The sequence below is a fragment of the Streptomyces sp. NBC_00647 genome (assembly GCF_045207245.1).
GTDB lineage: Bacteria > Actinomycetota > Actinomycetes > Streptomycetales > Streptomycetaceae > Streptomyces.
In genome coordinates, this window is sequence record NZ_CP109040.1 from 7,494,229 (window position 1) to 7,507,860 (window position 13,632).

11 protein-coding genes are annotated in these 13,632 nt (G+C 69.9%); 9 read left to right on the plus strand and 2 right to left on the minus strand.

Going from position 1 to position 13,632, the window contains the following annotated elements; translation table 11 throughout:
• The 7 genes from OG788_RS32970 (at position 1) to OG788_RS33000 (ending at position 7,856) form a co-directional block, all read left to right on the plus strand.
• Positions 1-759 (plus strand): DUF3710 domain-containing protein, encoded by a 759-nt coding sequence (locus OG788_RS32970; protein WP_266763465.1) that lies wholly within the window; start codon positions 1-3, stop codon positions 757-759.
• A 296-nt stretch (positions 760-1,055) separates the two neighbouring features.
• Complete coding sequence (locus OG788_RS32975; RefSeq protein WP_406374800.1) at positions 1,056-2,276, plus strand: alginate lyase family protein; 1,221 nt, start codon at positions 1,056-1,058, stop codon at positions 2,274-2,276.
• 100 nt (positions 2,277-2,376) lie between these two features.
• Complete coding sequence (locus OG788_RS32980; RefSeq protein WP_351535567.1) at positions 2,377-3,075, plus strand: ABC transporter ATP-binding protein; 699 nt, start codon at positions 2,377-2,379, stop codon at positions 3,073-3,075.
• 185 nt (positions 3,076-3,260) lie between these two features.
• Positions 3,261-5,804, plus strand: coding sequence for an ATP-binding protein (locus tag OG788_RS32985; protein ID WP_406374801.1), 2,544 nt, complete (start codon positions 3,261-3,263; stop codon positions 5,802-5,804).
• Positions 5,801-6,484, plus strand: a complete 684-nt coding sequence (locus tag OG788_RS32990; RefSeq protein WP_406374802.1) for a response regulator — start codon at positions 5,801-5,803, stop codon at positions 6,482-6,484. Before OG788_RS32985 ends, OG788_RS32990 begins: the two co-directional genes overlap by 4 nt.
• A gap of 211 nt (positions 6,485-6,695) precedes the next feature.
• A complete protein-coding gene (locus tag OG788_RS32995) occupies positions 6,696-7,094 on the plus strand; it encodes an OB-fold nucleic acid binding domain-containing protein (protein ID WP_266763470.1) in 399 nt (132 codons plus the stop codon).
• A 3-nt stretch (positions 7,095-7,097) separates the two neighbouring features.
• The gene (locus OG788_RS33000) at positions 7,098-7,856 is read left to right on the plus strand and encodes a DUF3159 domain-containing protein (RefSeq protein WP_351535582.1); all 759 of its coding nucleotides are present in this window, start codon (positions 7,098-7,100) and stop codon (positions 7,854-7,856) included.
• A 158-nt stretch (positions 7,857-8,014) separates the two neighbouring features.
• Here OG788_RS33000 and OG788_RS33005 read toward each other — a convergent pair whose 3' ends face one another.
• Both OG788_RS33005 and OG788_RS33010 read right to left on the minus strand, forming a co-directional pair.
• On the minus strand, positions 8,015-8,692 hold the full coding sequence (locus OG788_RS33005; protein ID WP_351535584.1) for a TrkA family potassium uptake protein: 678 nt from the start codon (positions 8,690-8,692) through the stop codon (positions 8,015-8,017).
• On the minus strand, positions 8,692-9,363 hold the full coding sequence (locus OG788_RS33010) for a TrkA family potassium uptake protein (protein WP_266763473.1): 672 nt from the start codon (positions 9,361-9,363) through the stop codon (positions 8,692-8,694). Before OG788_RS33010 ends, OG788_RS33005 begins: the two co-directional genes overlap by 1 nt.
• A gap of 424 nt (positions 9,364-9,787) precedes the next feature.
• On the opposite strand from OG788_RS33010, the gene OG788_RS33015 reads away from it, so the two are divergent.
• Positions 9,788-11,836: an APC family permease gene (locus OG788_RS33015; RefSeq protein ID WP_406374803.1), complete on the plus strand. Its 2,049-nt coding sequence runs from the start codon at positions 9,788-9,790 to the stop codon at positions 11,834-11,836.
• An 85-nt stretch (positions 11,837-11,921) separates the two neighbouring features.
• Entirely contained in the window at positions 11,922-13,250 is a 1,329-nt protein-coding gene (locus tag OG788_RS33020; protein ID WP_351535588.1) for a class I SAM-dependent RNA methyltransferase, read from the plus strand.
• The last annotated feature ends 382 nt before the right edge of the window (positions 13,251-13,632 follow it).

The window sequence follows — 13,632 nt, forward strand, 5'->3', positions numbered from 1 at the left end:
GTGTTCGGACGTCGCAAGAAGGGCAGTGCCGCCGAGGACGCGGCGGGCGAGGCCGAGCAGGTCGTCGACGGCGTCGACACTGAGGCGGACGAGGAGCGCGAGCGCGTGAGGCTCGAACCCGAGCCGCGCCCCGATGGGCCCTGGGACAGCACTGAGGTCCGTGACCCCGCCGAGGGCCGCGTGGACCTGGGCGGTCTTTTCGTGCCCGGAGTCGACGGCATGGAGCTGCGGGTCGAGGTCGCGGGCGACGCGATCGTCGCGGCGACCGTCGTCCTCAACGACAGCGCCGTGCAGCTCCAGGCCTTCGCCGCTCCCAAGCGCGAGGGCATCTGGGGCGAGGTGCGCGAGGAGATCGCCTCCGGGATCACCCAGCAGGGCGGTGTCATCGACGAGGTCGAGGGCCCGCTGGGCTGGGAGCTGCGGGCGCAGGTTCCGGTACAGCTGCCGGACGGCACAGGCGGTTTCCAGGTCGTGCGGTTCGTCGGCGTGGACGGCCCCCGCTGGTTCCTGCGCGGAGTGATCTCCGGGCAGGGCGCGGTGCAGCCGCAGGCCGCGGGTCTGCTGGAGCAGATCTTCCGGGACACGGTCGTCGTCCGCGGTGAGGGCCCGATGGCCCCCCGCGACCCGATCGTCCTGAAGCTGCCGAACGACGCGCAGATGGTCCCCGAGGGTGTTCAGCAGGAAGAGCAGGGTGGCTCCCGCTTCTCCGGCGGCATGGGACAGCTGCAGCGCGGACCGGAGATCACCGAAGTCCGCTGATCGGACATCGACCGGTCGGACATCGGCTGGTCGGACATCAGGAGGGCCGCACCCCCAGGGGTGCGGCCCTTTCCTGTGTTCGCCGCCTTCTTTTCCCTGCGCGCCGGTACGCGTTCTCCGACGGACTGGTTCGCCGGGGCGGCCCGTCGTAGCCGGGTTCTTGTACGTGAACGGCAGTTGAGCAGCGGGTCTTTCTTCAGGCCTTGACGGAAACCTGGTCCATACCTATGGTCACCCGCCAGCGCACGTGTTCAGCATCCCATGCGTAGTTCACATACAAGAACGGATGGCTCTGCATGTCCGACACCCCCACTCGGCATCGCCGCAGACGGCGCCCGGCCCTCCTCGTCACCGTCGCCGCCGCGACCGCCGCGCTCGTGGGCACCCTCCTGTCCTGGCCCGGCGCGCACCCGGCCGACGCGGCGCCCGCCACTTTCGTCCACCCCGGAGTCACGGTCTCCAAGGGCCAGTTGGATTTCGCCCGCACCAAGGTCCTGGCCGGCGCCCAGCCCTGGAAGGGTGCCTACGACCAGATGCTGGCGAGCAAGTACGCCTCGCTCACGCGCACCCCCACACCCCGCGCGACCGTCGAGTGCGGCTCGTACTCCAACCCCAACTACGGCTGCACGGACGAGCGCGAGGACGCGATAGCCGCGTACACCGACGCCCTCGCCTGGTACGTCACGCGCGACGAGCGGTACGCGAAGAAGTCGATCGAGCTGATGGACGCCTGGTCGGCGGTGATCAAGGACCACACCAACAGCAACGCGCCCCTGCAGACCGGCTGGGCGGGCTCCTCCTGGCCCAAGGCCGCCGAGATCATCAAGTACACGTACACCGGCACGTGGGCGAACTCCGGCCGCTTCGCGACCATGCTGCGCGACGTGTACCTCCCCGAGATCATCAACGGCTCCAATTCCAACGGGAACTGGGAACTGTCGATGATGGAGGCCGCGGTCGGGATCTCCGTCTTCCTGGAGGACAAGACGTCGTACGACAAGGCCATGGCGAAGTTCCGGACGCGTACGGCGGCGTACGTCTACCTCTCCACCGACGGGTCCGTGCCGAAGACCGTGCCGAGCCAGAACCTCGACACCACCGCGAAGATCGTCAGCTACTGGCAGGGACAGTCCACCTTCGTCACCGGGCTCACCCAGGAGACCTGCCGCGACTTCACCCACACCGGATACGGCATCTCGGCCATCTCGCACATCGCCGAGACCAGCCGTATCCAGGGGCAGGACCTGTACGGCACCGATGTCGGCGAACGGCTGCGCCAGGCGCTCGGCTTCCAGTCGAAGTACCAGCTGGGCACGGCGGCGCCGAGCTGGCTGTGCGGCGGCTCGCTGAACCTCGGGCTCGGACCGGTCACCGAGGTCGGCCACAACGCCCTGCACAATCGTCTGGGCATCGCGATGACCAACACCCAGACGCTCACCCTGCAGAACCGCCCGGCGGGCAGCAACAACCTGTTCGTGGCGTGGGAGACGCTGACGCACGGCGACAATCCCGCGTGAACCGAAACAGGGGTCCCGTCCGATGAACCATTGAGGGACCGGGCGTCCGGTCGCGATACTGACGCCCGGTCCACGGGGGATCACGGGGAGGGAACAGAACATGAGCCAGGTCGTCACCGGCACCGACACCATGGTGCGCGTCGAGAACGTCCATCGTTCGTACGGCACCGGAGCCGCCGCCGTGCACGCGCTGCGCGGAGTCTCCTTCGACGTTCCGCGCGGAGAACTCGTCGCCCTCAAGGGGCGCTCCGGATCGGGCAAGACCACGCTGCTCAATCTCGTCGGCGGGCTCGACGAACCGGACGAGGGACGCGTTCTCGTCGACGGCCTCGACCTCTCGGCCCTCGACGAGAACGGTCTGCTGGGCCTGCGCCGCGACCGCATCGGCTTCGTCTTCCAGTCCTTCGGTCTCATCCCCATCCTGACCGCCGCGGAGAACGTCGGGGTGCCGCTGCGGCTGCGCCGGGCCGAAGCACGCGAGCGCGAGGAGCGCGTCGAGCTGCTGCTCTCGCTCGTCGGCCTCGCCGACCACGCGGCGCAGCGGCCCGGGGAGTTGTCCGGCGGTCAGCAGCAGCGGGTGGCCATAGCCCGCGCCCTCGCCAACAACCCGGCCCTGCTCATAGCCGACGAGCCCACCGGCCAGCTGGACGCGGAGACCGGTCACGCCGTGATGGAGCTGCTGCGCGCCGTCGTCCGCAGCGAGCAGGTGACGGCGCTGGTCGCCACGCACGACGCGACCCTGCTCGACCTGGCCGACCGCGTGCTGGAGCTGAGCGACGGGGAGATCGTCGAACACTGAGGCCGCGGGGCGCCGCGGGGCCCGTGCGAGGTGGCGCGGGGCCGTGCGACGTCGCGTGAGGCCGTGGCGGGCATCAGGGTTGCGTCAAAGACGTCCCCCGAGCGCCTTCTCGTCCGTTTCGCCGGGATTCCTGGCCGTAAGGTCGACGCTGCGTACACAGTGGTGACAGGAAGACAATAGGGCTCATGGGACGCGGCAAGCTTCGGATCTACCTCGGTGCGGCACCCGGCGTCGGCAAGACGTACGCGATGCTCTCCGAGGCGCACCGTCGCGTCGAACGCGGGACGGACTGCGTGGTGGCGTTCGTCGAGCACCATCACCGGCCGCGCACCGAGGTGATGCTGCACGGTCTGGAGCAGGTGCCCCGCAGGGAGCTGGAGTACCGGGGCGGCCTCTTCACCGAGATGGACGTCGACGCCGTGCTGCAGCGCGCCCCTGCCGTCGCCCTGGTGGACGAACTGGCGCACACCAACGTGCCCGGCTCCCGCAACGACAAGCGCTGGCAGGACGTGGAGGAACTGCTCTCCGCCGGCATCGATGTCGTCTCCACCGTCAACATCCAGCACCTGGAGTCACTCGGTGATGTCGTCGAGTCGATAACGGGCGTACGGCAGCGCGAGACCGTGCCGGACGAGGTGGTGCGACGGGCGGACCAGATCGAGCTGGTCGACATGTCGCCGCCCGCGCTGCGCCGCCGGATGGCCCACGGCAACATCTACAAGTCCGACAAGGTCGACGCGGCCCTGTCCAACTACTTCCGGCCGGGCAATCTCACGGCCCTGCGCGAGCTCGCCCTGCTGTGGGTCGCCGACCGGGTCGACGAATACCTGACCGAGTACCGCAGCGAGCACCGCGTCTCCAAGATCTGGGGCTCCCGGGAGCGGATCGTCGTCGGGCTGACCGGCGGTCCGGAGGGGCGGACGCTGATCCGGCGGGCCGCGCGGCTCGCCGAGAAGGGCGCGGGCGGCGAGGTCATGGCCGTCTACATCGCCCGCAGCGACGGGCTCACCTCCGCCTCCCCGAAGGAACTGGCCGTCCAGCGGACCCTGGCCGAGGACCTCGGCGGCACGTTCCACCATGTGGTCGGGGACGACATACCCGCCTCCCTCCTGGACTTCGCACGCGGCGTCAACGCCACCCAGATCGTGCTCGGCTCCTCCCGCCGCAAGACCTGGCAGTACATCTTCGGGCCGGGTGTCGGCGCCACGGTCGCCCGGGAATCCGGCCCCGACCTGGACGTCCACATCGTCACCCACGAAGAGGTCGCCAAGGGGCGCGGTCTGCCGGTGGCGCGCGGGGCACGGCTCGGGCGTTCCCGGATCATCTGGGGCTGGCTCGTCGGCATGGGCGGCCCGGTGGTGCTGGCGCTGCTGCTGAACACCATCGATCTCGGCCTCGCCAACGACATGCTGCTGTTCCTGGCGGTGACCGTCGCGGCTGCCCTGCTCGGCGGTCTTCTGCCGGCCCTCGCCTCGGCGGCCTTCGGCTCCCTGCTGCTGAACTACTTCTACACACCGCCCCTGCACCGGCTGACGATCGCCGATCCGAAGAACATCGTCGCCATCGTGATCTTCGTGGGTGTCGCCGTCTCCGTGGCGTCGGTGGTGGACCTCGCGGCCCGCCGCACCCACCAAGCGGCGCGGCTGCGGGCCGAATCGGAGATCCTCTCCTTCCTGGCGGGCAGCGTGCTGCGCGGCGAGACCAGCCTGGAGGCCTTGCTGGAGCGCGTCCGCGAGACCTTCGGGATGGAGTCGGTCGCGCTCCTGGAACGCGTGAGCGATGTCGACCCGTGGACGTGCGCGGGCAGTGTCGGACCGGCGCCCTCGCTCCGCCCCGACGCCGCCGACGTCGACATGCCGGTCGGCGACCACATGGCGCTCGCCCTGTCCGGACGGGTGCTGCCCGCCTCCGACCGCAGGGTGCTGGCCGCGTTCGCGGCGCAGGCCGCGGTGGTCCTGGACCGGCAGCGCCTCCAGCACGAGGCCGACCAGGCCAAGGAACTGGCCGAGGGCAACCGCATCCGCACCGCCCTTCTCGCAGCCGTCAGCCACGACCTGCGCACCCCGCTCGCCGGGATCAAGGCGTCGGTGTCGTCCCTGCGCTCCGACGACGTGGCCTGGTCCGAGGAGGACCGGGCCGAACTCCTCGAAGGCATCGAGGACGGCGCCGACCGCCTCGACCACCTGGTGGGCAACCTGCTGGACATGTCTCGGCTCCAGACGGGCACCGTCACCCCGCTGATCCGCGAGATCGACCTCGACGAGGTCGTCCCGATGGCCCTCGGGGGCGTCCCCGAGGACAGCGTGGACCTGGAGATCCCGGAAAGCCTGCCGATGGTCGCCGTCGACGCCGGGCTTCTGGAGCGCGCCGTCGCCAACCTCGTCGAGAACGCCGTCAAGTACAGCCCCCTCGACGAACGCGTCCTGGTCGCCGCGAGCGCCATCGCCGACCGCGTGGAGGTACGCGTCGTGGACCGCGGTCCCGGCGTGCCGGACGACGCCAAGGACCGTATATTCGCGCCCTTCCAGCGCTACGGGGACGCCCCGCGCGGCACCGGCGTGGGCCTCGGCCTCGCGGTCGCCCGCGGCTTCGCCGAGGCGATGGGCGGCACCCTCAACGCCGAGGACACCCCCGGCGGCGGACTCACCATGGTGCTCACGGTGCGGGCGGTGGACCGCCGGTCCGACCCGGCCGCCCGCATAGCAGTCGCAGAAAGGCAGGCCTCATGACCCGGGTCCTCGTGGTCGACGACGAGCCGCAGATCACCCGAGCCCTCGTGATCAACCTGAAGGCACGCAAGTACGAGGTGGACGCGGCCCCCGACGGGGCCACCGCGCTCCAGCTCGCCGCCGCCCGCCACCCCGACGTCGTCGTGCTCGACCTCGGCCTGCCCGACATGGACGGCGTCGAGGTGATCAAGGGGCTGCGGGGCTGGACCCGGGTGCCGATCCTGGTGCTGTCCGCCCGGCACTCCTCCGACGAGAAGGTCGAGGCGCTCGACGCGGGCGCCGACGACTACGTCACCAAGCCCTTCGGCATGGACGAACTGCTCGCACGGCTGCGCGCCGCCGTCCGCCGCGCGGAACCCACCGGGGCCGGCGAGGACGACGTGATCGTGGAGACCGCGGGGTTCACCGTCGACCTGGCGGCGAAGAAGGTGCAACGGGACGGGCGGGACGTCCGCCTCACCCCCACGGAGTGGCATCTGGTGGAGGTCCTGGTCCGCAACACGGGCCGCCTGGTCAGCCAGAAGCAGCTGCTCCAGGAGGTGTGGGGGCCGTCGTACGGGACGGAGACGAACTACCTGCGGGTCTACATGGCCCAGCTGCGCCGCAAGCTGGAGGCGGACCCCTCGCACCCCAAGCACTTCATCACCGAGCCGGGGATGGGCTACCGGTTCGAGAGGTGACGCGCGTCATCCGTCCGGGGCGCGCCGCCCGCGCGGTCCGGGTGACGCGTGGGGAGTGGTCCGGGTGATGTGTGAGGAGGGGCCATGGTGACGGCGCGTGCCCCCGGTTCGAGGGGTGGTGCGAGTGCCGGATCGCGGGGGAGTCGTCCCCCGGTTCGGGTAGGGGTGCCGCGGGTACGTAGGTGTCAGGGCCCCCCGGTACGCTTTCGGTATGAGTGCTGTTCCTCGTTCCGAAAAGCCGGCGGGCCGGTTCCGGCGCATGATGGACCGGCTCTCCTCGTCCCAGGAGGACCTGGAGTCCGAGGAGCTGCGGGAGGACACCGACACCGCGGGCTGTACCCGTATCGGTGACTGCCACGACCGACAGATCGTCACGGTTACTGGTACCTTGCGCACGGTCACTCTGCGGCCGCGGGCCGGTGTCCCGGCTCTGGAGGCCGAGCTGTTCGACGGCTCGGCCGCCCTGGACGTGGTCTGGCTCGGCCGCCGCTCCATCATCGGCATCGAGCCCGGGCGCAAGCTGATCGCATCGGGCCGTATCTCGATGAGCCGGGGCCGTAGGGTGTTGTTCAATCCGAAATACGAACTCAGACCGCTCGGACGGGAGTAGCCGGTGACGTCGCTCGACAAGCCGACCGAAGACGCCCAGCAGGATTCCAGGGCGGTGACCGAGGCCGCACTCTTCGAGGCCTTCGGCGGCGTGCGCGGCATGGTCGAGACCGTGATGCCCGGCCTGCTCTTCGTCACCATCTTCACGATCAACAAGGATCTGCACTGGTCGGCGATCGCCGCCCTCGCCGTCTCCCTGCTGCTCGTCGCGGTCCGCCTGGTCCGGCGCGACACCGTGAAGCACGCCTTCAGCGGTGTCTTCGGCGTCGCCTTCGGTGTGGTCTTCGCGATGATGACGGGCAACGCGAAGGACTTCTATCTGCCGGGCATGCTCTACACGCTCGGCCTCGCCGTCGCCTACATCGTCACGACCCTTGTGGGTGTCCCGCTGATCGGCCTGATCCTCGGCCCGGTCTTCAAGGAGAACCTCTCCTGGCGCACCCGCAACCCCGGCCGGAAGAAGGCGTACTCCAAGGCCAGTTGGGCCTGGGGTCTGATCCTGCTCGCCAAGTGCGCGGTGCTCTTCCCGCTGTACTGGTGGGCCGACACCACCCAGTTCGGCTGGGTGCTGATCGCCCTCAAGATCCCGCCCTTCCTGCTCGCCGTCTGGCTCACCTGGGTCTTCCTGGCCAAGGCGCCGCCGCCCATCGACGTGTTCGCGGAGATGGAGGCCGAGGAGCAGGCGGAGAAGGAGCGCAAGGCCGTCCTCGCGAAGGAGCGCGGCGAGACCCCGGCCCCGGCCCGGCACCGCCGCGAGGCGTAGAGGTCCTCGGCCGTCCGGTACGAAAGGGCGCCGGCTCAGCTCCGCGCCCGACGTCACCGGCCCGCGGACCAGCCGCTTCCCACGCAGGGCGCCGTGACCGGCGTACAACGCCGTGAACCTCGTACGACGCCGTGACCCGCGTACGACGAAGGGGCCGGCTAGCTCGTCGCGTCGTCGCGGCGCACCGACAGCAGGTCCTCCAGCTGCTCCTCACGGGCCTGGGCGGCCACGAAGAGGAGTTCGTCGCCGGCCTCCAGGGAATCCTCCCGGGAGGGCGTGAGCACGCGGGTGCCGCGGATGATCGTCACCAGCGAGGTGTCCTCCGGCCACTCGACGTCGCCGACGGTCGTGCCGGCCAGGGCGGACTCCGGCGGCAGGGTCAGCTCGACGAGGTTGGCGTCGCCGTGGCTGAAGCGGAGCAGCCGAACCAGGTCGCCGACGCTGACGGCCTCCTCGACGAGGGCCGACATCAGACGCGGGGTGGAGACGGCGACGTCAACGCCCCAGGACTCGTTGAACAGCCACTCGTTCTTGGGGTTGTTGACGCGGGCGACGACCCGCGGGACCCCGTACTCGGTCTTCGCGAGCAGGGAGACGACGAGGTTGACCTTGTCGTCTCCCGTGGCCGCGATGACCACGTTGCAGCGCTGGAGCGCGGCCTCGTCCAGGGAGGTGATCTCGCAGGCGTCGGCGAGCAGCCACTCCGCCTGCGGGACGCGCTCGACCGAGATGGCGGTCGGCGCCTTGTCGATCAGCAGGATCTCGTGGCCGTTCTCCAGCAGTTCGCCCGCGATCGAGCGGCCCACGGCACCGGCACCGGCAATGGCGACCCTCATCAGTGACCGGCCTCCTCTTCAGGTCCCTTGGCGAACGACGCCTCGACCTTGTCCACCTCGTCGGTGCGCATCATCACGTGCACCAGGTCGCCCTCCTGCAGCACCGTCTGCGAGGTGGGCAGAACCGCCTCACCCAGCCGGGTGAGGAAGGCGACGCGTACGCCCGTCTCCTCCTGGAGGCGGCTGATCTTGTGGCCGACCCAGGTGGCGGAGGCGTGCACCTCGGCGAGCTGTACACCGCCCGTGGGGTCGCGCCACAGCGGCTCGGAGCCCGAAGGCAGCAGTCGGCGGAGCATCTGGTCGGCCGTCCAGCGGACGGTGGCGACGGTCGGAATACCCAGGCGCTGGTAGACCTCGGCGCGGCGCGGGTCGTAGATGCGCGCCGCGACGTTCTCGACGCCGAACATCTCGCGGGCCACCCGGGCGGCGATGATGTTCGAGTTGTCACCGCTGGAGACCGCCGCGAACGCGCCCGCCTCCTCGATGCCCGCCTCGCGCAGGGTGTCCTGGTCGAAGCCGACTCCGGTGACACGACGGCCGCCGAACCCGGAGCCCAGCCGACGGAAGGCGGTGGGGTCCTGGTCGATCACAGCGACCGTGTGCCCCTGTTGCTCCAAGTTCTGGGCTAGAGCGGAACCCACTCTTCCGCAGCCCATGATGACGATGTGCACGACCGTCCTTCCGCATATGAATGGTTACGGCTCAGGCTAAACAGGGTCTCAGACCGCCGCCCAAGCTACACACGCGCGGTCACCCAGGGGCACCCCTGTGCACGTTCGCCTGCGGTTTTTCCTGGCACGTCCGGGGAGCGGCGGTGAACGGAGGGTTCAACGCCGTGTGATGCTGCGAACACTGGCGAGCGTCAGGATTCCGAGGCCGACAAGTCCGACGGTGGCGCCGATGAGCTCCGCGGACAGGTGCATGGGTCCTCCAGGGCGGTCGGGGGCGGGGGTTTTGTCATATAGACACGTGGACCTCCGGGACGACGGAATCCGCAACCGGAGCCCACCCCGTTTTCACCCGGAGAGCAGATGACGGCCCTAAGCGGGACGGCGGGTGGGCGATTGCCAGTTCGAACCCCTACGATTCCCTGTTGTGTCCAAACTGACCGACGTGCCCAAGCGGATCCTGATCGGGCGCGCACTGCGCAGTGACCGGCTGGGCGAAACGCTCCTGCCGAAGCGCATCGCCCTCCCCGTCTTCGCATCCGACCCGCTCTCCTCCGTGGCGTACGCGCCCGGAGAAGTTCTGCTGGTCCTTTCCATCGCGGGTGTGTCGGCCTACCACTTCAGCCCCTGGATCGCGCTCGCGGTCGTCGTGCTGATGTTCACGGTGGTCGCGTCCTACCGCCAGAACGTGCACGCGTACCCGAGTGGTGGCGGCGACTACGAGGTGGCCAACACCAATCTCGGTCCGCGGGCCGGCCTCACCGTCGCGAGCGCGCTGCTCGTCGACTACGTCCTCACCGTCGCCGTCTCCATCGCCTCCGGCATCGAGAACCTCGGCTCGGCGGTTCCCTTCGTGGTGGAGCACAAGGTCGCCTGCGCCGTCGGGGTCATCGTGCTGCTCACGCTGATGAACCTGCGCGGGGTCAAGGAGTCCGGAAACTTCTTCGCGATCCCGACGTACGTCTTCGTGTCGGGCGTCTTCATCATGATCGCGTGGGGCGCCTTCCGCGGACTCGTGCTCGGCGACACCATGCTGGCGCCCACCGCCGACTACCACATCAAGGCCGAGCACCAGGGGCTCGCGGGCTTCGCCCTCGTCTTCCTGCTGCTGCGCGCCTTCTCGTCCGGCTGTGCGGCGCTCACCGGCGTCGAGGCGATCTCCAACGGGGTCCCCGCCTTCCGCAAGCCGAAGTCCAAGAACGCCGCGACCACGCTCGCGATGATGGGCCTGCTCGCCGTCACCATGTTCTGCGGCATCATCGCCCTGGCCATGACCACCAAGGTGCGCATGGCGGAGAACCCCGCCACGGACCTGATCCACAACGGCGTGGCGGTCGGTGCCGACTACGTCCAGAACCCGGTGATCTCCCAGGTCGCCGAGGCCGTGTTCGGCAAGGACAGCTTCCTGTTCATCGTGCTGGCCGCCGCCACCGCGCTCGTCCTGTTCCTGGCCGCGAACACCGCGTACAACGGCTTCCCGCTGCTCGGTTCGATCCTCGCCCAGGACCGCTACCTGCCGCGCCAGCTGCACACCCGCGGCGACCGCCTGGCCTTCTCGAACGGCATCGTGCTCCTGGCCGGCGCCGCGAGCATGCTCGTCATCATCTACGGGGCCGACTCGACGCGCCTGATCCAGCTCTACATCGTCGGCGTCTTCGTCTCCTTCACGCTCAGCCAGATCGGCATGGTCCGCCACTGGAACCGCCACCTGGCCGGCGAGACCGACCAGGCCAAGCGGCGCCACATGGTCCGCTCCCGGGCGATCAACGCCTTCGGCGCCTTCTTCACCGGGCTGGTCCTGGTCGTCGTCCTCGTCACCAAGTTCACGCACGGCGCCTGGGTCGCCCTGCTCGGCATGGTGATCTTCTACGCGACGATGACCGCGATCCGTAAGCACTACGACCGCGTCTCCGAGGAGCTCGCCGCCCCCGAGGGACCGTCCGACGACAGTGTCCGCCCCTCCCGCGTCCACTCCGTCGTGCTGGTCTCCAAGATCCACCGCCCGGCGCTGCGCGCCCTCGCCTACGCCAAGCTGCTGCGCTCCGACACCCTCGAAGCGCTCAGCGTCAACGTCGACCCGGCCGAGACCAAGACCCTGCGCGACGAATGGGAACGGCGCGGCATCGACGTACCGCTGAAGGTCCTCGACTCGCCCTACCGCGAGATCACCCGGCCGGTCATCGAGTATGTGAAGGGCCTGCGCAAGGAGTCGCCGCGCGACGCGGTGTCCGTGATCATCCCCGAGTACGTGGTCGGCCACTGGTACGAGCACCTGCTGCACAACCAGAGCGCCCTGCGCCTCAAGGGCCGGCTGCTGTTCACGCCCGGCGTCATGGTGACCTCCGTGCCCTACCAGCTGGAGTCCTCCGAGGCCGCGAAGCTGCGTGCCCGCAAGCGGCAGGACTGGAACGCGCCGGGTGCGGTGCGCCGCGGACCGGCCCACGAGCGGCCGAAGGAGCCCACCTCCAAGAATTGACGGGCGCGGGAAGCCCTCCGGAAGCACGTAGACTGGTGGGCTGTTGTCCAGCCGTTTCCCCCTTCTCATCTGGAGTCACCCCACCATGCAGGCAGAACCGAAGAAGTCGCTGGTGGGGGACGAGTACGAGGTCGAGATCGGCCCCGTGGCGCACGGCGGGCACTGCATCGCCCGGACGGACGAGGGCCAGGTCCTCTTCGTCCGGCACACGTTGCCCGGTGAGCGCGTCGTCGCCCGGGTGACCGAGGGCGAGGAAGGGGCGCGGTTCCTGCGCGCCGACGCCGTGCGGGTCATCGACGCGTCCAAGGACCGCGTCGAGGCGCCCTGCCCCTACGCGGGCCCCGGCCGCTGCGGCGGCTGCGACTGGCAGCACGCCAAGCCCGGCGCGCAGCGCCGTCTCAAGGGCGAGGTCATCGCCGAGCAGTTGCAGCGCCTCGCGGGCCTCACGCCCGAGGAGGCGGGCTGGGACGGCACGGTGATGCCGGCCGAGGGCGACAAGCTGCCCGCGGGCGAGGTCCCGGCCTGGCGCACGCGCGTGCAGTACGCGGTCGACCCGGACGGCAACGCCGGTCTGCGCCGCCACCGCTCGCACGAGGTCGAGCCGGTCGAGCGCTGCATGATCGCCGCCGAGGGCATCACCGAACTCGGCATCGAGGAGCGCGACTGGTCCGGCATGGCCGCCGTCGAGGCGATCGCCGCGACGGGCTCCCAGGACCGCATGGTCATCCTCGAGCCCCGCCCCGGCGCCCGCCTCCCGCTCGTCGAGCTCGACAAGCCGGTCTCCGTGATGCGGGTCGCCGAACAGGACGGCGGCATCCACCGCGTCCACGGCCGCGCGTTCGTGCGCGAGCGCGCCGACGGCCGCACCTACCGGGTCGGCAGCGGCGGCTTCTGGCAGGTCCACCCGATGGCCGCCGACACCCTCGTCAAGGCGGTCATGCAGGGTCTGCTGCCGCGCAAGGGCGACATGGCGCTCGACCTGTACTGCGGCGTCGGCCTCTTCGCGGGCGCCCTCGCGGACAGGATCGGCGACCAGGGCGCGGTCCTCGGCATCGAGTCCGGCAAGCGCGCGGTGGAGGACGCCCGGCACAACCTCGCCGCGTTCGACCGCGTCCGCATCGAACAGGGCAAGGTCGAGGCGGTCCTCCCGCGCACCGGCATCTCCGAGGTCGACCTCATCGTCCTGGACCCGCCCCGCGCGGGCGCCGGCAAGAAGACGGTCGAACACCTGTCGGCGCTGGGCGCGCGAAAGATCGCCTACGTGGCCTGCGACCCGGCGGCCCTGGCCCGGGACATCGCCTACTTCCGCGACGGGGGATACAAGGTGCGGACGCTGCGGGCGTTCGACCTTTTCCCGATGACGCACCACGTGGAGTGCGTGGCGATTCTGGAGCCGGTGAAGAAGGACGCCTGACCCGCAGGTTCGGGGGTGTGGGCTATGCGGTGTGGGCGTTACGGGCGGTATGGGGAGCCGTTCGTCGGCGTCGGCCCACTCACCGGCCCGGTGATGCAGCCCGCCGCTGAAGCAGGTCTTCAGACGGTCGGCGGGTGAGCGGTCGTAGCGAGGGATCCTGATCCAGGTGTGTTTTCGGCATCGGCGAGTCCTTCGTCGTGAGGGTGTGAGCCGTTGATCCGTCCGGTCCTGTTCGGTGAGCCACTTCCTCCCCGATCCTTGAGTCAGAAGGAACGGCGCGCATCGAAGTCCCTGCAGAAGGGGGCGATGGTCCGCCACGGTGAGACGATCACTCGCCAGGCGGTCCAGCCTGTCCACAAGGTCCGCTGCGCGCTGCTCCACC

Excerpts from the sequence above, each read along its gene's own strand:
- OG788_RS32975 (WP_406374800.1), top strand. The coding sequence starts at position 1,056 with ATGTCCGACACCCCCACTCGGCATCGCCGCAGACGGCGCCCGGCCCTC.
- OG788_RS32980 (WP_351535567.1), top strand. The coding sequence starts at position 2,377 with ATGAGCCAGGTCGTCACCGGCACCGACACCATGGTGCGCGTCGAGAAC.
- OG788_RS32985 (WP_406374801.1), top strand. The coding sequence starts at position 3,261 with ATGGGACGCGGCAAGCTTCGGATCTACCTCGGTGCGGCACCCGGCGTC.
- OG788_RS32990 (WP_406374802.1), top strand. The coding sequence starts at position 5,801 with ATGACCCGGGTCCTCGTGGTCGACGACGAGCCGCAGATCACCCGAGCC.
- OG788_RS32995 (WP_266763470.1), top strand. The coding sequence starts at position 6,696 with ATGAGTGCTGTTCCTCGTTCCGAAAAGCCGGCGGGCCGGTTCCGGCGC.
- OG788_RS33005 (WP_351535584.1), bottom strand. The coding sequence starts at position 8,692 with ATGAGGGTCGCCATTGCCGGTGCCGGTGCCGTGGGCCGCTCGATCGCG.
- OG788_RS33020 (WP_351535588.1), top strand. The coding sequence starts at position 11,922 with ATGCAGGCAGAACCGAAGAAGTCGCTGGTGGGGGACGAGTACGAGGTC.